This window comes from Prosthecobacter dejongeii (genome assembly GCF_014203045.1).
Taxonomy (GTDB): Bacteria; Verrucomicrobiota; Verrucomicrobiia; order Verrucomicrobiales; family Verrucomicrobiaceae; genus Prosthecobacter; species Prosthecobacter dejongeii.
Map to the genome: position 1 here is coordinate 180631 of NZ_JACHIF010000009.1, position 20065 is coordinate 200695.

At 56.4% G+C, this 20065-nt stretch carries 18 protein-coding genes and 1 tRNA gene; 4 read left to right on the forward strand and 15 right to left on the reverse strand.

Annotation, left to right across the window (positions count from 1 at the left end):
• Window positions 1-160: 160 nt before the first annotated feature.
• The 3 genes from HNQ64_RS18980 to HNQ64_RS18990 form a co-directional block, all read right to left on the reverse strand.
• Window positions 161-1336, reverse strand: coding sequence for a hypothetical protein (locus tag HNQ64_RS18980; protein ID WP_184211628.1), 1176 nt, complete (start codon window positions 1334-1336; stop codon window positions 161-163).
• A 21-nt stretch (window positions 1337-1357) separates the two neighbouring features.
• On the reverse strand, window positions 1358-2857 hold the full coding sequence (locus tag HNQ64_RS18985; protein WP_184211630.1) for a type IV secretory system conjugative DNA transfer family protein: 1500 nt from the start codon (window positions 2855-2857) through the stop codon (window positions 1358-1360).
• Between the two features lie 147 nt (window positions 2858-3004).
• Window positions 3005-3076: transfer RNA gene (locus tag HNQ64_RS18990), tRNA-Arg, on the reverse strand.
• Between the two features lie 129 nt (window positions 3077-3205).
• Here HNQ64_RS18990 and rlmN point away from each other — a divergent pair.
• Complete coding sequence (rlmN, locus tag HNQ64_RS18995) at window positions 3206-4297, forward strand: 23S rRNA (adenine(2503)-C(2))-methyltransferase RlmN (RefSeq protein WP_221305500.1); 1092 nt, start codon at window positions 3206-3208, stop codon at window positions 4295-4297.
• 271 nt (window positions 4298-4568) lie between these two features.
• On the opposite strand, the gene HNQ64_RS19000 is transcribed toward rlmN, so the two are convergent.
• Complete coding sequence (locus tag HNQ64_RS19000; protein ID WP_184211632.1) at window positions 4569-8069, reverse strand: PVC-type heme-binding CxxCH protein; 3501 nt, start codon at window positions 8067-8069, stop codon at window positions 4569-4571.
• 204 nt (window positions 8070-8273) lie between these two features.
• On the opposite strand from HNQ64_RS19000, the gene HNQ64_RS19005 reads away from it, so the two are divergent.
• Entirely contained in the window at window positions 8274-8579 is a 306-nt protein-coding gene (locus HNQ64_RS19005) for a hypothetical protein (protein ID WP_184211634.1), read from the forward strand.
• Between the two features lie 124 nt (window positions 8580-8703).
• Here HNQ64_RS19005 and HNQ64_RS19010 read toward each other — a convergent pair whose 3' ends face one another.
• The 10 genes from HNQ64_RS19010 to rpmJ form a co-directional block, all read right to left on the reverse strand.
• Window positions 8704-9537: a 3-keto-disaccharide hydrolase gene (locus HNQ64_RS19010; protein WP_184211636.1), complete on the reverse strand. Its 834-nt coding sequence runs from the start codon at window positions 9535-9537 to the stop codon at window positions 8704-8706.
• Between the two features lie 162 nt (window positions 9538-9699).
• Entirely contained in the window at window positions 9700-11409 is a 1710-nt protein-coding gene (gene rpiB, locus HNQ64_RS19015; RefSeq protein ID WP_184211638.1) for a ribose 5-phosphate isomerase B, read from the reverse strand.
• Window positions 11410-11548: 139 nt separating this feature from the next.
• Window positions 11549-12046 (reverse strand): low molecular weight protein arginine phosphatase, encoded by a 498-nt coding sequence (locus HNQ64_RS19020; protein WP_184211640.1) that lies wholly within the window; start codon window positions 12044-12046, stop codon window positions 11549-11551.
• Window positions 12047-12164: 118 nt separating this feature from the next.
• The gene (locus HNQ64_RS19025) at window positions 12165-13379 is read right to left on the reverse strand and encodes a hypothetical protein (RefSeq protein ID WP_184211642.1); all 1215 of its coding nucleotides are present in this window, start codon (window positions 13377-13379) and stop codon (window positions 12165-12167) included.
• 74 nt (window positions 13380-13453) lie between these two features.
• Window positions 13454-14869, reverse strand: coding sequence for a Gfo/Idh/MocA family protein (locus tag HNQ64_RS19030; protein ID WP_184211644.1), 1416 nt, complete (start codon window positions 14867-14869; stop codon window positions 13454-13456).
• A 97-nt stretch (window positions 14870-14966) separates the two neighbouring features.
• Complete coding sequence (locus tag HNQ64_RS19035) at window positions 14967-15278, reverse strand: gamma-butyrobetaine hydroxylase-like domain-containing protein (RefSeq protein ID WP_184211646.1); 312 nt, start codon at window positions 15276-15278, stop codon at window positions 14967-14969.
• A gap of 79 nt (window positions 15279-15357) precedes the next feature.
• Window positions 15358-15969: a 30S ribosomal protein S4 gene (gene rpsD / locus HNQ64_RS19040; RefSeq protein WP_184211654.1), complete on the reverse strand. Its 612-nt coding sequence runs from the start codon at window positions 15967-15969 to the stop codon at window positions 15358-15360.
• Between the two features lie 27 nt (window positions 15970-15996).
• Window positions 15997-16560 carry a 30S ribosomal protein S11 gene (gene rpsK / locus HNQ64_RS24380; RefSeq protein ID WP_184211656.1) on the reverse strand — a complete coding sequence of 188 codons (564 nt, stop codon included), beginning with the start codon at window positions 16558-16560 and terminating at the stop codon, window positions 15997-15999.
• A gap of 35 nt (window positions 16561-16595) precedes the next feature.
• Entirely contained in the window at window positions 16596-16979 is a 384-nt protein-coding gene (gene rpsM / locus HNQ64_RS19050) for a 30S ribosomal protein S13 (RefSeq protein ID WP_184211658.1), read from the reverse strand.
• 35 nt (window positions 16980-17014) lie between these two features.
• Window positions 17015-17128 carry a 50S ribosomal protein L36 gene (gene rpmJ, locus HNQ64_RS19055; RefSeq protein ID WP_133796336.1) on the reverse strand — a complete coding sequence of 38 codons (114 nt, stop codon included), beginning with the start codon at window positions 17126-17128 and terminating at the stop codon, window positions 17015-17017.
• 191 nt (window positions 17129-17319) lie between these two features.
• Between rpmJ and HNQ64_RS19060 the strand changes: the two genes are divergently transcribed.
• Both HNQ64_RS19060 and HNQ64_RS19065 read left to right on the forward strand, forming a co-directional pair.
• Window positions 17320-17637, forward strand: a complete 318-nt coding sequence (locus tag HNQ64_RS19060; RefSeq protein WP_184211660.1) for a glycine zipper domain-containing protein — start codon at window positions 17320-17322, stop codon at window positions 17635-17637.
• Window positions 17638-17748: 111 nt separating this feature from the next.
• Window positions 17749-18252, forward strand: a complete 504-nt coding sequence (locus HNQ64_RS19065) for a GtrA family protein (RefSeq protein ID WP_184211662.1) — start codon at window positions 17749-17751, stop codon at window positions 18250-18252.
• Here HNQ64_RS19065 and HNQ64_RS19070 read toward each other — a convergent pair.
• A complete protein-coding gene (locus HNQ64_RS19070; protein WP_184211664.1) occupies window positions 18242-19432 on the reverse strand; it encodes a DegT/DnrJ/EryC1/StrS family aminotransferase in 1191 nt (396 codons plus the stop codon). The genes HNQ64_RS19065 and HNQ64_RS19070 overlap by 11 nt on opposite strands.
• Between the last annotated feature and the right edge of the window lie 633 nt (window positions 19433-20065).

The following is a 20065-nucleotide window of genomic DNA, read 5'->3' on the forward strand; positions in this document are numbered from 1 at the left end:
TACCTAAAATTGCCAAACACGAAAATTCTGTGACAGAAAAAATGACGATTCCACCACAGACTTTCCCTGCATTCCCAAAGCCGCTCATCAATCAAAATAGATCTTGAGACAAATCGCTGCATGTCGGCCCGATCGAATACAAGGGAGCCCCCCTTCTCGATCACCGCACTTTGATAGCCGTTGTCACACCTTGGTTGTTAGCGTTTGCAGGGAGGGACGCACCAGTTTTTAACTTGGCCTGTAGATCCTCTTTTTTCTGCGTCAGCCCTTCGATTTTACTTTCGTTTTTCCCGATTCGTTCATCCAGTTTGTTCGCCTGTTTGCACTTATCCAACTTGTCAGCGAGATCCTTTCTTTGTGAGGGATCCGTCATCTGAGGGTTGTCGAGACTTGCCTGGAGCGTTTGAATGAGTTGATCGCGGTCAGCCCTGTTGTTAGGCACTGGCGGGCGACCATTAAAAAGCTCTTCACGCTTCGCCCTGAGATCATTCCCATGATCATTGCGTTTTTCGATCTGCTTTTCTACGCGAGACACTTTTTCCTCGTGGCTGAGCAAGCCCAGCTTCGCCTGAATCGTCTCTTTAACCGAATTCGCCGCCTGACTCATTCCCTTAGCAGCCCCGCGCAAAATATCCCGCACGCTTGGTGCCGTAGCGCCCCCTCCTGTCTGCGGGTCCAGCGCGGCTTTCGCCTGCTGCTTCGCAGGATCGGCATAATAACTCGCTGCCTGAGCCGCGGTAAGACTGCCTGGTTGCGGATCCAGAGCAGCTTTCGCCTGCTGCTTCACGGGATCGGCATAATAGCTTGCCGCCTGAGCAGCCGTGAGGCTACCTGGTTGCGGATCCAGAGTAGCTTTCGCCTGCTGCTTCACGGGATCGGCATAATAGCTTGCCGCCTGAGCAGCCGTGAGGCTACCTGGTTGCGGATCCAGAGCAGCTTTCGCCTGCTGCTTCGCAGGATCGGCATAAAAACTGGTGGCTACGTTGGCATTCACACTGGCCGCTGGCGGGTTCACAGGCACTGCTGATGCCTGCGCCTGAAGATGCGGCTGCGGTTGTCGCGCTTGCTGGGCCAGCAGCTGCCGATCCAAGTCATTTTTGAGCCGTCCGACATCACGGTCAATACTATCTATTTCCGCAGCGAGTTTATAGATGTCTGAATCCAAATAACCGGGGGGCGCTGGGTCCTTGAATAAAATGGAGTTAATCTCCACATCTCCCCAATGATCACGAGCCAAGTCACTCGGTGCATTTGCATTGAGCGTTTCCTGGAGTGAATCCAGGCGCTCCTGGAGCTGTTCGATTTGTTGCTGGATATCTTGCGGCTGAGCTTGCATAAAAACGGCCTGTTAGGGGTTTCACTTCCACCAGTCTGGGATCTTCCCAGCGCCATCCATGGCGGGGATGCGCATTTTGATTTTGTCCTTCGAAGGGTGGACGATCCAGGCCGTTGCATCTGGCATCTTCATGAGCTCACCCGGCTGCACTTCGTAGTCCCATTCCGTATTGACCGTCTTGCTCGCGTCTTTACCCATGAAGCCGGAAGATTTGGAGACCTTCTTTTTCTCCACCTTGGCGATGAACTCCGCTACCGCCAGTGCACCTTCTGGATCTGGCTGCCGAAACGCAATTCGAGAACGGCAGTTCAGCGTCAGCACCTGAGCCGTTTCTTTGCCCAAGACTGGGAAAAGAGAGGCATCACTTTGCATGCCCAAAATGAGGCAGCAATTCGCCGCACGCAGACGGTCAATGACATTGTGATCTGAGATGCCATCTTCACTCGCGGTGGCCAGGGCCTGGAATTCATCCATGAGAGCAATCAGCAAATTCTCGCCTTTTCGTTCTGACTTCGGTTTATCAAACCGCATCATAGCGTGCGTGTAAAAAAGCAGCTTGATGTAGGTATTGATGTAACGGCGTTCCGTCTGGAAAGTCTGCGGCAGCGCGGTGCAAAAGATGCGCCCCTTGTCCACATCGGCAATGTCAATCGTGTTCGGTTCATCCGAGCAGAAGACCTCAGCAATGTCTGGGTGAGTGAAGAAACCCAGCATGACTTTGAGTGTCCCCACCAGGCCTTCTTTCTGCTCCGCCGCCTTGGCGCTGAGAAAGGTCTGGTCAAAGTATTTCGCCAGTTTGATGCGCTCAGGCGTGCTGTCGGTATCCAGCAGCTCTTCAAAGATCTTTTCCATAGCGGAGCTATCCGTCAGGATCTCATAAGCCCGCAGCACATTGACCGGGTGGCCCAGCGTCTCTAGCAACTCAAAGGCACTGGTGAGCGCTTGTTGGGCCGCAGGCTTGAAGAAAGAAGACTGCTCCCCCTCCGTAAGGGAAGCCCCGGTATCCACCAAATTCTTCGCATGAGTGGTGTAGGGCAGGCGGGGATCTGAGACCAAGTTGTATCGCTCCTTCGGTTTCCAGTTTTTATCGAGACGATCTGGACGCACCGCCAGCACGCAGATGGCCTCAGGCCGCCCATGCCCGGCCGCATGTTCCATGGCGAAAAAGTGCTCATCCCCCTTCGCACCCAAAATCAGTCCACCCCAGTTCGGCCGACTCATGCTGATCTGGTGCAGGAGTGGATTGAACCCCGAAGTGGTCTTCCCCACCCCCGTATCTCCCGTAATGAGCCAGTGCCGCGTAAACTCACCGGGCTGCCACTTGAGGTGCTTGTAGCGAACGATGAAGTCCTTCGGGCCGAAGTCCATTTTAGGCTGCCATTTGAGCAGACAAAAAGCCACGATCACACAGACAAACGCCACCCCACCCGTGACCTCCGTGATGTTGTCGTATTGAAAAACATACCAGATGCCAAACGTGGCAATACCCGCAGCGACGAGGAATTTCAGGAAGGAAAACATGATGAGAAGGCCAGACTCTACTGCATATAAGCCAGCCTTGGCAAACTGTGACAAAATCCCCGCTCCATTGAGCCGTAAGTCCCATCAATACATCGTCGTCACCCCGTAAATGCAGCAAGTTGGATGCATCTTATTGAAGCCAAAGAGTGCGCTCGCCAGGAATCGAACCTGGATATGCGGCTTCGGAGACCACCATTCTATCCGTTGAACTACGAGCGCGTTCAGGGTGAAGTTGAGATTCGCACGCTCTAGGGGGGGCGGCAAGTGAGTTTTCATGAAGAGATTTGGGGCGCAGTGTGGGGAACACTCCGCAGTGGCAGAGCGCGTAGGCTGAGGCATAGTGGACGAGTGCCGCTTTCCCTCCATGACCTGACCTTTGATGAACTGCGTGATCTCCTCGTGGCGGATGGATTGCGCCCGGCCCATGTCAGCACAGTATGGAATGCGCTGCATTTCCGGGCCGAGACGGATCTGGAAGCCCGTGCTGTGCGAGATGAATGGGTACCGCCTTTGCGCCGCTGGCTGGGGGAAAAAGTCGGGGGTGAAGGTGGCTACACCATGGATCACCTCGCCGTGGCCTCCCACATGCCGAGTGGGGATGGGCTGACGCAGAAGTTCCTGCTACGTCTCCAAGATGGGCAGGAGATCGAGACCGTGATCATGGGCTACACGGGACGCCACACGGTGTGTGTGAGCACCCAGGCGGGTTGTGCCATGGGCTGTGTGTTTTGTGCCACGGGCCAGATGGGTTTTGTAAGACACCTGCGGCCGGGAGAGATCGTGGGCCAAGTCCTGCATGCCCAACGCATCCTGCGGGCCAAAGGCGAGCGGCTACGCAACATCGTGCTCATGGGCATGGGCGAGCCACTGCATAACTACGATAACGTGATGAAGGCGCTGGACCTCATCAGTGACACGCGTGGCTGCAACATCGGGCCGAGCAAGATCAGTGTCAGCACCGTCGGCGTGGTGCCGGGCATCCTGCGCCTGGCGGCTGAAAACCGACCCTACAACCTGGCCATCAGCCTGCATGGCAGCACGGAGGCTGAACGCGCGGCCCTCATCCCCGCCAATCAACGATGGCCTCTGGCAGAGCTCATCGCCGCCTGCCGAAGCTACGGACAGCAGACTGGACGCCGTATCTTCTTCGCCTGGACTCTCATCGCAGGTGTCAATGACACTCCTGAGCATGCACGGCGTGTCGCCACCCTTCTTGCGGGACTGGATGCGCATGTGAATCTCATCCCCCTCAATGAAACCGCTGGTTACAGTGGGCGTGAGAGTGCGGAGAGTTCGGCCGATGTTTTTCAGGCCATCATTCAGGAGGCGGGTATCCCCTGCACCGTTCGGCAGCGGCGTGGCATTGATGTGGCAGCGGGTTGTGGTCAGCTCAAGGCGGAGAAGCAGAAGAATCGTCGGCTTCAGCCTGCATCAGCCTAACCGAAAGCGAATCACATAGTGAGTCTATGTGCAGGTCTCAAAAGGCCACGGGTGCGTGTGCAAACCCTTGGCAAAAAGATGTATGGTAAAAGATAAAGCCCCTTATTTTCGCCATCCCACTTTCCCTGAATGTGCCGCGCTCTTGGGGCTTCCAGCTTTCCCAAAAAGCCGGGTAATCCGGCGATGGTGGCGGGAGAGCTTGCGGGATCGTTTGCGCCGGACACACCCAGCCTACGGCTTGCGCTATTCCACACTTTTCGTTAGACGGACTTTAATTTTTTCCGCGTAGGAAAGCGAGCAAATCGGCCATTTGATCTTTGTTGATCGCGCCTTCCAGGCCCGGAGGCATGAGACTCTTGTCCGTGCTGACCATCTTTTTGATCTGGCTGCGCTGAATGGTTTCGCTAAGGCCGCCCATCATTTTCAGTGTGACGCTGTCGGCGGATTCGGCAGAGATGAGACCGCTGAGAGCGCGTCCATCCTGCGTCTCAATGGTGTAGGCGCACCAGCGTGCTTCCACCATGCGGTTGGGGTCCAATATGTCAGACAGCAGCGCTTCCGGCGGCTTGGCCTTAACATCGGAAAGAGGAGGGCCAACCTCCACCCCGAGATCGCCATGTTTGTGGCATGTGATGCAAATCATCGCAAAGACCTGCTGGCCCTTTTTCGCATCCCCTTTTGCATGGGTGCTGTCCATGTAGTTGGCGATAACGGCGGCGCGGTCCTCGCTTGGTTGGCCAAAGAGTTTCACGGCCAGATCACGCAGCTCACCCGTGCCACGTTGGTAACGCCAGCGCGTCTCCACATCCACCAGCGCCGGAGAGAACTCAGCCTTTTCCATGCGCTTGAAGAGGTCGAGCGCCGTCTTCGCATTCGAGGTCAGCAGCGTCACCAGATCCCGCCGCACGGTCGGGCCCGCCGCAGGCAGCAGGTCATAGATGAGTGGGGAGGCTTTATCCGCGCCGTACTTCTTCAGCACGGCCAGTGCAGCCGTTTGCAGCTCCGTGGGCTGGCCTTCTGCCAGCAGCTTGCGCAGCACCGGCTCCGCCTTGTCCCAGGAACGCTGAGCTAACAAAGGCATGACCGCGAGACGCTGATCAAGCGGCGCTTTGTTGTCGCTCATAACCATGTCCACCTTAGTAAGGAGGGCATTGATTTCGGCGGCGGCTTTTTCTTGCCCGGCAGGTGGCTGACTGACAAAAGCAGCCAAAGTTTTCGCCCCGATCTTGCCACCAGATTTAGGCAATCCTTCGGCGAGACCTTGCAGCACAGCGGGCTTCCACCAGGCGAGCTGCCCGGCCTGAGTCTCCAAGGCTTGCAGAGCCAAAACAAAGTCACCTTTTTCGCCAACCGCCGCCGCAGCACTGGCCAATGCACGAAGGGTATCCATTCGCTGGGCCGAGTAGGTCTGGGTGAGTTCGCCTTTTTCGATCACCTTACTCAGCACTGCGCCGGCAGAGTGGACACTGGCACTCAGCACCGCGCGCATCACCCAGGCATCTTCCGGAGCTTGGCTGATGGCACTCGCTCGGGCCTCAATGACAGCGCCTTCTGACGCGGCGTCTTGGTCCGGCGCATTCAGAATCTGGAAAAAAGTTTGGCGATTGTCCCCCACCACCTCGACTGGGCCTCCGACAGGTTTCCCTTGCTCCACCAGCAGCCGCTGCGCCGTCTCGCGCTGCCAGGCATTTTCGTGGCCTAACCAGGCGGTGAGTTTTTCTGGATCTGTCGGGGCGGCTTCGATCTTCGGTACTTTTTGCCCCTTCTTTACGATGCGCCAGATGCGGCCTTCATTTTCTCCCTGGCGCATGTCATGTGTCTTCACAAACTCCTCTGGGAAGAAGCGGGCATGATCAATCCAACGGCGATAGATGTCGCAGATGTACATCGCGCCATCAGGGCCGGTGGTCATGTTGACCGGGCGGCTCCACTCATCGCTGCTGCGGAAGAACTCGGTACGATCACCCACACGCGTGGCCTTGAGGGAAGCCCCGTTCGGCTCCACCTTGTAACGAGTCACAAGCTGTCCCGTCGGATCCGGCACAAAGACATTGTTTTTCAGTTCCGGCATGAGATGCCCGCGATACACGCCCAGGCCACTGCAGGCGGTATTGGTTCCCGCGTGTGCATCCGCCGTTGTGTGCGTGATCTTCAGCGGATAAACACGCGTCTCAGCCCCAGGCGGGGCGATGTCTTCATGCCCCTGGCTGATGCCTGCATGGGGATTGCGCATCACGGCCTCGTAGGGCATGACGGCAAACATAACAGGGTTGCGGTTCGAGCAGAAAAAGTGATGCCCGAAGTCATCAAAGGCACCGCCGTATTGGCCATAGCCGCTAGTGGGCTCGATCTTCCCGGTCTTCGGGTCCCAGCGGAAGTTGAAGCGGGCGACATTGGCAGGATCCGATTTAGCGACAGGGTAGATCTCCTTGGCATCCAGACCGTTGTTGAAATACACTTTGTTATCCATTCCCCAGCGAGGGGCGCTGACCTGGAGCTGGCTATGACGGGGATTGAAGCCCTTGATCAGCGGTTCATTGATGTCCGCTCTGCCATCACCATTCGTGTCCTCGAGAAAGAGAATCTGCGTGCGGGTGGTGGCGATGAGCCCTCCATTGTAAGGCAGCAGCCCCTGCACATGGTCCACATGGTCGGCAAAGGTCACCGCTTTGTCCATGCGGCCATCGCCATCTTCATCGGAGAGAAGCTGGATGCGGGAAAGTGCAGGTTTGCCGGGTTCCGGCCCCAGAGGGTAATCTCGCATGTCCGCCACATACAGACGACCTTGCGCATCCCAGGTGACTTCCACAGGATCGAGCACCAGCGGCTCTGCGGCCACCAGCTGCGCCTCGTAGTCACCATCCAATTGGATGGATTTTAACGACTCCTCAGGAGAAAGCGCCACGGCTTGGCCATCGCGCACACTCACATCGCTGCCGCCGCTGGCCTGGATAGGATTCCATTTCTCCTTGAACTGGCCTAACGGATGAAGTTCATAACGGCGAACGATCATCTCCGCCGCTTCGGTCTGGATGCAGATGCGGCCTTCAGCGGGTTTGCAGTCAAACGCCTCGTTCACCAGCAGGCCGTTGACGAAGTATTGCAGGGTGTCGCCTTTGGCGATGACCTCCAGGCGGTTCCACTCGCCCACGGGGGAATCGGGATCGTCCTTCCCCCTGAAATTGATCTTGTCGGCCCAGTCTTCGTCGCGCTTCTCCCAGTTGATGCGGCTTGTCGTCGTGACCGTCTGGCGCGGTGCCCCTTTCTTCCAGCGCTTTTCCTTATCGCGATCCAGTTCGATCTCCGCAGACACGCTGGTGGTCAGCGTCGTCCCATCGGCGAGTTTGGGCGAAAGCACCAGGATGTCCCCGATACCACCTTCAATGATCTGGGCCTCAATGCTGGCCATCCAAGTATCCCCCACGGTGCCGTGCGGTCCGTAGGCATGCACAAGGATGCCGTTGTCACGGGCACGGTCCACACGCTTGCCCCAGGTTTTTGCCCCCCACTTAAACTCCACCACGAGATGGTAATCCTTGAAGCTCTCCTTGGTCACCATGTAGCCGTAACCTTTGCCGCTGATGTTCAGCAGACCATCCTTGAGCTGAAAGACCTGATCCGCCGGATCATGAAAATCGGCCTTGGGATTGATGTGATATTCCACCTTCCCCGACTTCATCAGATCCAGCACGTCCAACTTTTGAGTGACTGGCTGTGCCCCAAACAGGGCGGAACCGAATGCAAGGACGCAAAGTAAAGTGGAGCGCATCATGATGGGGAGTACTACGATAGATACGGAACCAACCTTCTCGTGCTCAGCCTGAATGGCACCGGAGGTGGTGTTTTTGTGATAACACCTTAACATGGTGCTCGAAATGAAATCGCTTCAGTTTGCATCAATGATGGTGCGCTCTCCATATTCGGAAAATAAAGAGTGCCTCCCGTCTTCGACCGGCTATTGGTCGTTCTTGAGTAAATGAGTGCCCTGCCCGCCTATTGGATCTCTGATGTTCATGCCAAATTTCTACCGGATAAACTCCAGCAAAGAGGTCTGGAGGTCATCATGGTCCGGGACTGCCTACAAAGAAATCAGAAGGATCGTTATCGTGAATGGAAGCTTACTGCGAAGGGTGAAAAAAACCCGTTGGTCATGTGGTGGATATGGCCCCTGGATGAAAACGCCGGGGTATTGACGGTCGGCCCATGCCCTCCCGAAACTCTGTTTAAGGTGCTCAATGAAGTGCTACTGGAACTGGGTGCAGAAAGACTCGGCGTCCGGTAATTTTTATCATAACGACGTGCCCATAATGATTCACATCCTGTTAGGTTATCGGCCTTAATGGAACGTTTGGTGATGCTGGATGATACTGGCAGAGGGATCCTTGGCAACGAGTTGGAAACTCGTTCTACTTCTTCGCCATCTCCGGGGTCCACTTTTCCTTGAACTGGCCTAACGGGTGAAGTTCATAACGGCGAACGATCATTTCTGCCCCTTCGGTCTGGATGCAGATGCGGCCTTCCGCAGGCTTGCACGCGAAGGCGGCATTCACCAGCTTTCCATTGACGAAGTATTCCAGCGTATCGCCTTTGGCGATGACTTCGAGGCGGTTCCACTCACCCACGGGTGAATCGGGATCATCTTTGCCACGGAAATCAATCTTGTCCGCCCAGTCTTCGTCACGCTTCTCCCAGTTGATGCGGCCCTTGGTCACTTCCTGGAGAGGCGCACCTTTCTTCCAACGCTTCTCTTTGTCGCGGTCCAGTTCAAATTCGGCCTTCAGGCTGGTCGTCAGTTCCGTGCCATCAGCCAATTTGGGGGAAAGAACTAAGATGTCGCCGATGCCACCTTCGATGATCTGGGCCTCAATGCTGGCCATCCAAGTATCTCCATAGGCCCCATGTGGGCCATAGGAATGCACCAGAATGCCGTTGTCACGAGCACGATCTGCACGCTTGCCCCAGGTCTTTGGCCCCCATTTAAAATCCACCACCAGATGGTAGTCTTTGTACCCTTTCTTGGTGACCATGTAGCCGTAGCCTTTACCGCTGATGTTCAGCAGGCCATCCTTGAGTTGGAAGACTTCGCTGGCCGGATCATGAAAGTCAGCTTTCGGATTGATGTGATATTCCACCTCGCCGGCCTTCATGAGATCCAGCACGTTGATTTTCTCCGTGACGGGTTCAGCCGCGAACAACGAAGAGGTGGCCAAGAAGGCACAGAGGGAAAGGAGACGCATCATGATTTGCAAAGGGGGTGTCCAGATACCAACGCCCGCTGCCTGCTACTCCTCCGCCCGAATGAAACCGGTGGTGATGCTTTTGTGATATGGGCGTCCAACCAATAAAAAAACAGCCGGAACGTTTCCGTTCCGGCCGCAAGGAGAGGTTTAGACTAACGAAGATTACGGCAGCGGGAAACGCTCGTTCACGGTGGCGATCTCGGCGCGGATGGAGGCAAGGACTTCGGCGTTGTCCTTGTTACCCAAGGCGCGGTCGATCCAGTTGGCGATCTGCACCATCTCGGCTTCCTTCATGCCACGGGTAGTGACAGCCGGAGTACCGATGCGGATGCCGCCGCCGAGGGTGATCTTCTCGGTATCAAACGGGATGCCGTTCTTGTTCACGGTGATGCCAGCGTGGTCCAGGGTTTCGCTGGCCACTTTGCCATTCAGGCCGCGAGGGCGCAGATCCACCAACATGAGGTGGTTGTCTGTGCCGCCGCTGACGATGCGGTAGCCTAGCTCCGCCAGACGTGCGGCGAGGGCACGGGCGTTCTTTACGACCTGCTGAGTGTATTCGGCAAACTCGGGCTTCAGGCACTCGCCGAAGCAAACGGCCTTCGCCGCGATGACGTGCATGAGAGGGCCACCCTGAACGCCAGGGAACACTTGGCTATTGATCTTCTTGATGAGGTCTTCGTTGTTTGTCAGCACGATCCCACCGCGAGGCCCGCGCAGGGACTTGTGGGTGGTGCTGGTGACGAAATCCGCGTATTCCATCGGGTTCGGGTGCTGGCCACCGGCGACGAGACCGGCGATGTGGGCCATGTCCACGAACAGGTAAGCGCCGACGCTTTTGGCGATCTCGCTCATCTTTTTGAAGTCAATGATGCGCGGGTAGGCAGAGGCCCCTGCGGTGATCATCTTCGGCTGTTCACGCTTGGCCACTTCGGCGAGTTCATCATAATCAATGAGCTCATTGTCCTGACGGACGCCATACTGGCAGAAGTTGTAGAAGCGGCCGGAGAAGTTGGCCGGATTTCCGTGGGTCAAGTGACCACCGTGGGCAAGGTTCATCCCCAGCACTTTGTCACCAGGCTGCAGCACGCTGAAGTAAACGGCGGCATTGGCCTGGGAGCCGGAATGCGGCTGCACGTTGGCATACTTGGCACCGAAGAGTTTGCAGACGCGGTCAATGGCGAGCTGCTCCACCTTATCCACTTCTTCACAGCCGCCGTACCAGCGTTTGCCAGGGTAGCCCTCAGCATACTTGTTGGTGAGGCAGGAGCCCTGCGCAGCCATCACCGCTTTGCTGGTGAAGTTCTCGCTGGCGATGAGCTCGATGTTGTTCTGCTGGCGATGCTGCTCACCGCGCACGATTTCGGCGACGGCTGGATCAGCGGTTTCAAGGATGGTGAGGGGGTGGAGTTGGGGCTGGGTGTTCATTTTGGCGACTCGGCGTCCGTGACGGCCTCCAGCAAAGGGTGTCTTCAACCAGGCGTTGAGGATGTCTTTGGTGGTGGCTTCGGAAGTGGTTTTAGCAGCGAGGCACAGGACGTTGGAGTCATTGTGCTCACGGGTGATGGCGGCAGTTTCAGCATCGCTGACCAGACTGGCCTGGATGCCGGGATGGCGATTAGCAGCGATGCTCATGCCGATGCCGGTGGTGCAGACGAGGATGCCTGCATCAGCCTCCCCTGAAAGGACGCTCTGAGAGACGAGCTCCGCATAATCTGGATAGTCCACGGAGGCCGCGGAATGCGTGCCGAAGTCCTGAACGGCGTAACCGTTATCTTTGAGATGGGCGACGACGGCGTCCTTCAGGGCCACCCCGCCATGGTCGGAACCAATGGCGAGTTTCTGCGGCAGGTCTGGGGCGGGGGGTGTGCTCATGGAGATGATTGGCGAAAAGGAGGGGGTTTTGAAAATGAAAAGTTCGAATACAAAAATGAAAAAATCGAATGATGCGGCGGGTGTAGCAGGAAGATGAAGCGCGGGAAAAGGCCTCGTTAAAGATGCCCTTTCCCCAAGTCTAATCTCCCTGCGTGCTACCTCGGCCAGCCTCCGCTTTCCAGGTTTGTTCGATGTAGGCGAGCACACTAGGCAGCATCTTTTCCAGATGCTCCAGCGTCTCGCGATACTCGGAAAGATCACCTCCAAATGGGTCACTAAGATCCCGACCACGCAGGCGGTCATCCGCCGTGAACTCGGAAACCAAGTACACTTTGTCCTCAGCCTCGGGGTGGTTCATGAGAATGGCCGCCAGATGGCTGCGGCTCATGGCAAAAATGTGGGTGGCGTTTTCGACCAAATCCACCGTGACAGCCCGGCTTTTGTGCTTGGTTAGGTCGAGTCCTTTTTCCTTGGCCAGGACGACACTGCTGCGACTGGCCGGTTGCCCAGAGTAGGCCCCCACCCCCGCGCTGCCGACCTGGTAATCGGCCAAGTCTTTCGTCAGGTCACGGAACAGCACCTCAGCCAGAGGGCTGCGGCAGGTGTTTCCAGTGCAGACAAAGAGGACGTTTTTCAAAAGACGCGTGGGTTTCAGAGACTACGCCCCACCAGGGCAGGCGGGACGGCAGAGTGCCGCGCAGGGGCATTTTGTCAAAAGGGGAGTGCCCTAGAATGTCAACTTTGAGAGAAAAACCTCAAATTCTCCGAGCTTCCCGCACCTCGAGTTTTATGATCTTCCACTCAGCCTTCACTGGGGAGACGGTCACCTGAGCTGTGTAACGATTCACGCGGGTATGGGCGTGCCCCCAGTGCCCCACAGTGCCGAGAGCGGTCCATTGACAATCCGTGACGAACCCTGCCCCTGCGGGATTATCTTTCACAGCCATGACCTCAGCACTGAATTCCGTGATGGTCACCCGGGTGCCTTCCCTGCCCTCCAGCGTCAGGGCTTGTAGGGTCTCCAGATAGAGCTGACGGAGCAGCTCACCATCCACGCTGCGGGCTAGAGTGTCATAAATATCCGACTCCGAACGGTAGTCGAAAGCACGATACACATTCCGTAGCAGGGGTGATAAAATAACCTCCGCTTCAGCCGTGGTTTTCACTGGCGGTGCAGCAGGACCCCGAGGGACCTGAATAACCAAAAACGGCCAGGTCAACACTGCCCCGAGCAACCACGCCCCAAAAAATGCGACCGCGCCACCAGGCAGCCGGTGCCTACCCATTTTGACCCAAAGGAAAAAAATCAGTCCGGCTGAAGCCCAGATGATACTGGCCAATGGAAGCTGCCAAGGTGGGAGCGAAGCGATACGGGGAACGGCGGCAAGGGGCCCAGGCATGGGCAGCTTTCCTTTGACCGACCACTTGAGCAAAGGCACACCAATCGCAGCTTCGACAGATTCACTTTTCACTCCATAGAAAAGGCGGATAGGCAGGACTTTTTGGCCCTGGATGTAACCCGTCCACTGAATGAGGATTTCTTCAGGCATGGGCGGCAAGGGAAACTCCCAGATTAGGCCCACCATGGCTTCACGAGTGGGTAGGCTGCTGCCTTCATCAAAGGGCAGAGTGGCCCCGGGCTTTCCTTTGATGATGGAAGCTCCCAAAAAAGTCCCCTGACTCACCTGGGTGGTCCCTAGACGGCACCAGTCCTCGGCTTTGGCAGCGAGGGCAGCCGCCAAGGTCTTTTGCTGGGCGGCATCGAGTTGAGGCGTGACTGGTAACTTTGCCCATGAGAGGACGGTCGTCGCATCATACAGCACCTCAAAGCGCATCTGGTTAGGCTCCAGATACAAGTAACCCTGAAAAATGGCCTCAGCCGCCGCTGATGGTGAAACGGCAACAGGAAGGGGCTGGCTCAAAATCTTGCTCGCATCGAGCTGCAAGGACTGAGCCTGGAGCCCAGGCATGACGACCCTCAGGAACAGAGCTAACAAGACCCAGTACTGCCCCCACCCGCGGTTAAGATCTCGCGCAAATGGACTCACAAAATCCAAGGCTTCCTCCATTCCTTCGAAAGCAACTTTGAAGCCGCCTCATTTCCCTCGATCTTTTCCGTCTGTGGATTCCATTTCAGTCCGGCGCTCTCGGTGCGCAAAGCGATATTGGCGAGGTGCGATACCGTGATGCTGCGATGACCGATCTCGACGGGTGTGGCCGTGGGTTTACCGTCGTAGATGCAGCTCAGGAAATTGTCCGTGTGGTCTTTGCTTTCATAAAGATGGATTTCATCCGCGCCGATCTTCTCACGGAGGATGGCTGGATCGCTGGCAGTGATTTTCCCACGATTCACATAGATCCACTTACCCGCATCGCCCTCGAACATCACGCCGACGTGATCGAAGGCTTTTTTGCCCGCTGGTATTTTCATGGCCGCTTCCACTTCCGGCATCAGCTTATGATCCGGGCTAGCCACCTTCATGATGACACCATTTTCATAAACGCACTCAAAGGAAAAGGCGGTGGCGGTATTATAAAGCGCATCTTTGTTCAAGGTGCCTGAGACGGCGCGAAGCTCGACGGGGCCGGTGTGCTCCGTGCCCATGCCCCACTGTGCGATGTCTATGTGGTGAGCGCCAAAGTCTGTGATCATACCGCCACTGAAATTGAAATTGTGGCGCCAGTTGAGTGGCAACAAAGCTGGACGGTAATCCATCTGCTCTGCAGGACCCAGCCAGAGTTCGTAATTAAAATCAGCCGGGAGCGGAGCCACCTCGGTTTTGTCGGCCATGCCATTCCAGTTGGAATGACCACCGGGCAACCCCACGCGGACGTGTTTGAGTTTGCCGATCCGGCCATTGCGGACCATTTCGCAAGCCATGCGGAAATAGATATCGCTGCGCTGTTGGCTGCCGGTCTGCCAGGTCACTCCCGCCTTGGCCACTTCATCTGCCATGAGGCGACCTTCGCCAATGTTTAGCGCGAGAGGTTTCTGGCCATAGATGTGTTTCCCTTTGCGGGCCGCATACACGGCCATGTAGGCGTGCCAATGATCCGGCGTGGAGACCTGGACGGCGTCCAGATCTTCCTGCTCCATCATTTCACGAAAGTCTTCATAGGCGGTGCAGGTCTTGACATTTTTGTTTGCCGCCTGGGAATAGTGCTGGTCAATGATCTTGCGACCCGCCTCGCGCCCACCAGTTTCTTTGCCATCGTAGCCGTAGTGGCCATACTCCTTCATGGGATCCGCCACGGCGATGACCTGGCACTTTTCGTTGTTTAAAAACGAAGGGGTCCAATCTCCGGCGATGGTCCCCCAACCGATGCAGCCGACAGTGATACGCTCCGAGGGGGCAGGACGTCCTGATTTACCGAAGACACTGCTCGGAACAATGGTGGGAAAACCGATGGCAGCAGCACTGCTAGCCAAGAAATGACGACGAGAAAAACGTAGGGGCATGAAGTCAGTCTAATGGAAATGCCCCCTTAGCAGCAACCCTGAAGTCATGAGCGGCCAAGAAATCATCTCGCGCTAGATCATACCTCAGAAAAGCGGCTCAGAGATTCGGCGCTTCCCGGCAGATGGCCTTCAAATAATCAAAGCTGAAAAGCCCCGTGTTATGCCCGTCAGAAAAGTCAAACTGCACGGCGTAACCGCCAATGACACGCCAGCCACGCACCGTGACGCCGGGGAAATGCTTTTGGTCTGTGCCGCCATATTTACGCCCTAGAAGATCCCGCTCGCCCGTGTTTTCGGCACTGGGAGACCAGGCGCGAAGGCGCTCACAGGGAATGTAGTCTTCGGACTTGTCGGACCAACGGATGGCTAATTCAGAGCCAATGATTTCAAGATGTTCGGGGATGAGCATGGATGGGATCGGGAGTGATTACGAAAAAGGGACACCTCGCGGTGTCCCTTTCGGAAAGGCTGTCTGTGAAACTTCCGGATTAACGGGAGTAGAGTTCCACCACGAGCTGCTCATTGGCAATCGGGTTGATCTCGTCACGGATCGGGGCGCGGTTAAACACACCAGACATCTTGTCGCGATCCACAGTCACCCAATCTGGAGAAGGGTTACCGAGGGTCATTTCCAAGAAACGGCCGACCAATTGCTGGGAGCGAGGGCTGTTCTTAGCGGCGATGACGTCACCAGGCTTGACCTGATAGCTAGCGATGTTGACGATCTTACCGTTGACGGTGATGTGGCGGTGACTGACGAGCTGGCGGGAAGCGAAACGAGTGTTCGCGAATCCGAAGCGATAAACCACGTTGTCGAGACGGGACTCGAGCATCTGAAGCAGGTTTTCACCCGTCACGCCCTTACGGCGCTGAGCTTCAGCGAAGGTAAGGCGGAACTGCTTTTCAAGCACGCCATACTGGAAACGCAGCTTCTGTTTTTCGATCAGAGCGACCGCGTAATCAGAGTTTTTGCGGCGGGAATTCTTAACACCGTGCTGCCCAGGTGGGAAGTTGCGGGTTTCAAGAGACTTGGAAGGACCGAAAAGCGCGACGCCAAAACGACGGGCGATCTTTTCGCGGGGACCTGTGTAACGTGCCATACGAGTAAAATGCGGAGAGAAACGAGATTAGACGCGGCGAGCCTTCGGTGGGCGGCAGCCGTTGTGAGGGATCGGGGTAGCGTCCTTGATCACGGTGACTTCGATGCCCATGGCCTGAACGGCACGGACAGCAGACTCACGGCCAGAACCTGGGCCACGAAGACGAACTTCAACTTCGCGAAGACCGTGACCCATGGCTTGACGGCAAGCGTCTTGAGCAACGACCTGGGCTGCGTATGCAGTGCCTTTACGGGAACCGCGGAAACCCATCTTTCCAGAGGTGGACCAACCAATCAGGTTACCCACGCGATCCGTGATGGAAACCATCGTGTTATTAAAGCTGGAGCGGACGTGAACGATACCGGAGTGAACGTTCTTGGAACCCTTGGCCTTGATGACCTTGGCGGTTTCAGTGCCGTCGCCGCCACCGATTTCAAGCCAGACGCTCTGGGAAACGGCGCGGTCGCCGCTGGTTGGCGCTTTGTCAGCGGCCGGTGCACCGGGGGCTGCAGGCGCTGGGGCCGGAGCTGGAGCGGCTTCTGGGGCGGCAGCTTCAGGAGCCACTGCCGGAGTTGTTGTTTCTTCTGCCATAATACGAAAGGATAGGAGCCTGGGTTGTTACCTGATTACTTCTTACCAGGCTTGCTCTGCGCGCCGACGGTCTTACGAGGACCTTTGCGAGTGCGGGAGTTGGTGTGAGTGCGCTGACCGCGAACTGGCAGGCCACGGCGGTGGCGAGTGGCGCGATAGCAGTTGATGCCAAGGATGCGCTTCATGTGCATACCCTGCTCACGACGAAGGTCACCTTCATACACGATGCCCATGCCCTGGATCACCTGAGTGACGAGTGCAATCTGGTCATCCGTAAGCTCTCCAGCGCGGACGTTAGGATCAATGTTGCTAGCGGCAAGAATTTTGCGGCTCAGGGGAAGACCGATGCCATAAATGTAAGGCAGGGAATATTCGATCTTCTTTTCGTTTGGGATTTCGACTCCAAGTAGGCGTGCCATAATCAGTAAGTTGCTATGAATGAATGTGCCTGGAATTAACCCTGACGCTGCTTGTGGCGTGGGTTTTTGCAGACGACGCGGACCACGCCTTTGCGGCGAATGACGCGGCAGAGTTCGCAGAGAGGTTTGACGGATGTACGGACACGCATAAGAGGTCAGCGCCCAGTTAGCGGGCGGGGGAGTCGAAAGTCCTACCACACCAGAATCGCTACGCAACCCCGTTTTTCACATCTTCAGACTTTTTCACTTGCAGGGCTGACAAAAATTTTTCGGAAAGTTTAACTATTTTTTGGTGAACAAGTGATAGCCTCGTCTCGACTAACCAGTCACTTACCCAAGTATGAAAACATCAGCACTCTCATTCCTTGCCGCTCTCAGCCTGGTTTCCTGCGCCACGGGACCCAATGCCCAAACCGGCACAGTCATCGGCGCACTCGGCGGCGCGGCAGCCGGCGGCATCATCGGTAACCAGAGTGGTCGCGGCCTGGAAGGCGCTGCCATCGGTGCCGGTCTCGGTGCCCTGGGCGGCAACGCCATCGGCAACGCGCAGGATCAGCGCAACCAACAATACTACCAAAACCAGCAGTATAACAATCAATACCGTCGCCCCACGGGCTACTATCCGAACGGTCAGCCTTATTATGGCAACCCGTATTGATCTTTTAACGAGAGCCTAGGCCTCTACCCAAACGCAGTCGGAATTTACCGACTGCGTTTTTTTGTTTCTTGTGCTCCCTGGGAAAGGCGGCGTCAGTACTGCTCTTGCTTTATGATTTCCCAGCTTAGCTCCGCCGCCCATTTCGTCCGCAACAATGACTGGCGCACCATTTTGGCGCAGGTGAACTCCCGAGATGCGCACCCACTGCTCCAATTCATCAAATATGGGATCTGCGGGCTGGGGGCCTTTATCACGCACCAGGTCATCTGGGTAGCTTTATCGTTCTGGGCTTTTCCTTCCATTGACTCCTCCATCCCAGATGAAACCCGTGCCCTCAACAGCACGATCAGCAACTCCATCGCGGTTCTCTTCAGCACTGCCGTCGCTTACGTCACCAATATTCTGTGGGTCTTCAAATCTGGGCGTCATAGCCGGGCGGTAGAAATCGCCAGCTTTTTTGGTATCGGCGTGATCAGCTTTGGAGGCGGCTTGCTGGCAGGGCCCTGGTTAATCAAGATGTTTGGTCTCAATACCCTGGTGGCGCAGCTCAGCATGGCCGTTACCTCCGTGCTGATCAATTTTGTCTGCCGGAAGTTTTTTATCTTCAAGCATTGAGCCATCCGGCAATGGCCGCGATGACCTCAAGTCGTTGAGCTTCCGAGAGTTCACCATAGATCGGTAGGCTGATGACCTCCTGCGCCATGCGGTGAGAGACCTCACAGCCCAACCGAGAAGCCTCAGGCAGATGGGCAAAACAAGGCTGCTGATCCAGCGTGAGCGGGTAATAGATCTCACAGCCGATGCCGGCTTTTTGCAGAGCATCACGGAAGGCATCCCGCTGACCATCCAGCACACGCACGGTGTATTGATTCCAAATGTGGGTGTTGTGATCATAGGCCACGGGCAGCACCAGACGTGCCCCCTGCCCTGCTAGCCAGGCATCTTGGGCGCTCACACATTTGCAGTGTGAAACATCCGCCTGGACCACACCGGGCAGCTTCAAAAGAGCTTCGGTGTAATGAGCCGCGTTGGCTTGGCGTTGGGCCGTGTATTCGGCATAACGCTTCACTTTCACGCTCAGGAGAGCACACTGCACGGTGTCCATGCGGAAGTTGCCACCGATGTAGTGATGGTAGTATTTGGGCTTGGAACCATGCACTCGCAGCACCCGCGCAAACTCGGCGAGGTTGTCGTCATTAGTCACTAGCATACCACCGTCACCAAAGCCACCGAGATTCTTGCTGGGGAAGAAACTGTAGGTGCCAAAGTCTCCCATGGCCCCGCAGGCACGGCCTTTATAAAGAGAGCCAATGGCCTGAGCCCCATCTTCGATAACACGCAGCCCTTTTTCTTCGGCTAAGGCGAGAAGCGGGTCCATATCGGCACTCTGTCCAAAAAGGTGAACGGGAATGATGGCCTTCGTGCGGGGCGTGATCTTGGCTCGCGCATCATTCACATCCATGTTGAAGCAGATGGGGCAAATATCTGTAAAGACAGGAATGGCGCCCAGACGAGAGACCGCTCCTGCTGTGGCAAAGAAAGTGAAAGCTGGGCAAAGAACTTCATCCCCAGGCTGAATGTCCAGCGCCATGAGGGCTAGTAAGAGTGCATCTGTGCCGGAAGAAACGGCGAGGGCATGCTTCACACCCACCATTTCAGCGATCTCATTTTCCAGCACTTCCATCTCTGGCCCCATGATGAAACGGCCATGCTGAAGAACACGCGCGAAGGCGGCCTGGAGTTCAGATTCGAGTGGATGATTCTGGGCGTTGACGTCGAGAAGTGGGACGGACATGGAGGCTAGAAACTCAGAGGGCAAGACGCAGTGGTCAAGGATCAAGACAAGCTCCAAGATGGGAAATCGAGGCTGATGCGAGAAAATTCATCCTTCAAAATTCCAACCGAGGGCTCATGAAAAAGCGCAAAAAATAAGTTCCTTTGCATCTTTGAATGCTCAAGCGTTGCCTGCGCCCCTTTCCCAACCGCAGAGCGGCGTCCGTATCCTTGCCGCACCTTTCAAGGCGCGCCCCCCGGCCATGTCATCTCTCATGGCGTCGCAGAGCGACGCCCGAAATACACTGGCAAGAGTGCCCACCGCACTCCCGGCGGTTCCTCCCGCCCGTCCACGCTACGCGAAATGAGATCGCATCTCCCAAGCCCCGCTGCACATAACAAAACGCCTGTCCAGAACCTCCGAACAGGCGCACCCAGCAATGGAATCTTAGCCTAGCCGGGCGGTGGAGTGAGGAACGATCGGAACCCCTGGACCGCGAGACACATGTCGCCAAACCAGAGACGCGCCCTGAAGGGGCACAAGAAAGGACCCCAGCCGAGCCGGAGCCCATGCACGTTTTGACTGTTGGCGGGGGCTTTTCGCGCTCCTCCAGAGCGCATCACGATTCGATCATCGTGCGGCCTACCCTGTCCC

Coding starts and splice junctions, on each gene's coding strand:
- HNQ64_RS18980 (WP_184211628.1), bottom strand. CDS start 1,336: ATGCAAGCTCAGCCGCAAGATATCCAGCAACAAATCGAACAGCTCCAG.
- HNQ64_RS18985 (WP_184211630.1), bottom strand. CDS start 2,857: ATGTTTTCCTTCCTGAAATTCCTCGTCGCTGCGGGTATTGCCACGTTT.
- HNQ64_RS19000 (WP_184211632.1), bottom strand. CDS start 8,069: ATGATGCGCTCCACTTTACTTTGCGTCCTTGCATTCGGTTCCGCCCTG.
- HNQ64_RS19005 (WP_184211634.1), top strand. CDS start 8,274: ATGAGTGCCCTGCCCGCCTATTGGATCTCTGATGTTCATGCCAAATTT.
- HNQ64_RS19010 (WP_184211636.1), bottom strand. CDS start 9,537: ATGATGCGTCTCCTTTCCCTCTGTGCCTTCTTGGCCACCTCTTCGTTG.
- rpiB (WP_184211638.1), bottom strand. CDS start 11,409: ATGAGCACACCCCCCGCCCCAGACCTGCCGCAGAAACTCGCCATTGGT.
- HNQ64_RS19025 (WP_184211642.1), bottom strand. CDS start 13,379: ATGCCTGGGCTCCAGGCTCAGTCCTTGCAGCTCGATGCGAGCAAGATT.
- HNQ64_RS19030 (WP_184211644.1), bottom strand. CDS start 14,869: ATGCCCCTACGTTTTTCTCGTCGTCATTTCTTGGCTAGCAGTGCTGCT.
- HNQ64_RS19035 (WP_184211646.1), bottom strand. CDS start 15,278: ATGCTCATCCCCGAACATCTTGAAATCATTGGCTCTGAATTAGCCATC.
- rpsD (WP_184211654.1), bottom strand. CDS start 15,969: ATGGCACGTTACACAGGTCCCCGCGAAAAGATCGCCCGTCGTTTTGGC.
- rpsK (WP_184211656.1), bottom strand. CDS start 16,560: ATGGCAGAAGAAACAACAACTCCGGCAGTGGCTCCTGAAGCTGCCGCC.
- rpsM (WP_184211658.1), bottom strand. CDS start 16,979: ATGGCACGCCTACTTGGAGTCGAAATCCCAAACGAAAAGAAGATCGAA.
- rpmJ (WP_133796336.1), bottom strand. CDS start 17,128: ATGCGTGTCCGTACATCCGTCAAACCTCTCTGCGAACTCTGCCGCGTC.
- HNQ64_RS19060 (WP_184211660.1), top strand. CDS start 17,320: ATGAAAACATCAGCACTCTCATTCCTTGCCGCTCTCAGCCTGGTTTCC.
- HNQ64_RS19065 (WP_184211662.1), top strand. CDS start 17,749: ATGATTTCCCAGCTTAGCTCCGCCGCCCATTTCGTCCGCAACAATGAC.
- HNQ64_RS19070 (WP_184211664.1), bottom strand. CDS start 19,432: ATGTCCGTCCCACTTCTCGACGTCAACGCCCAGAATCATCCACTCGAA.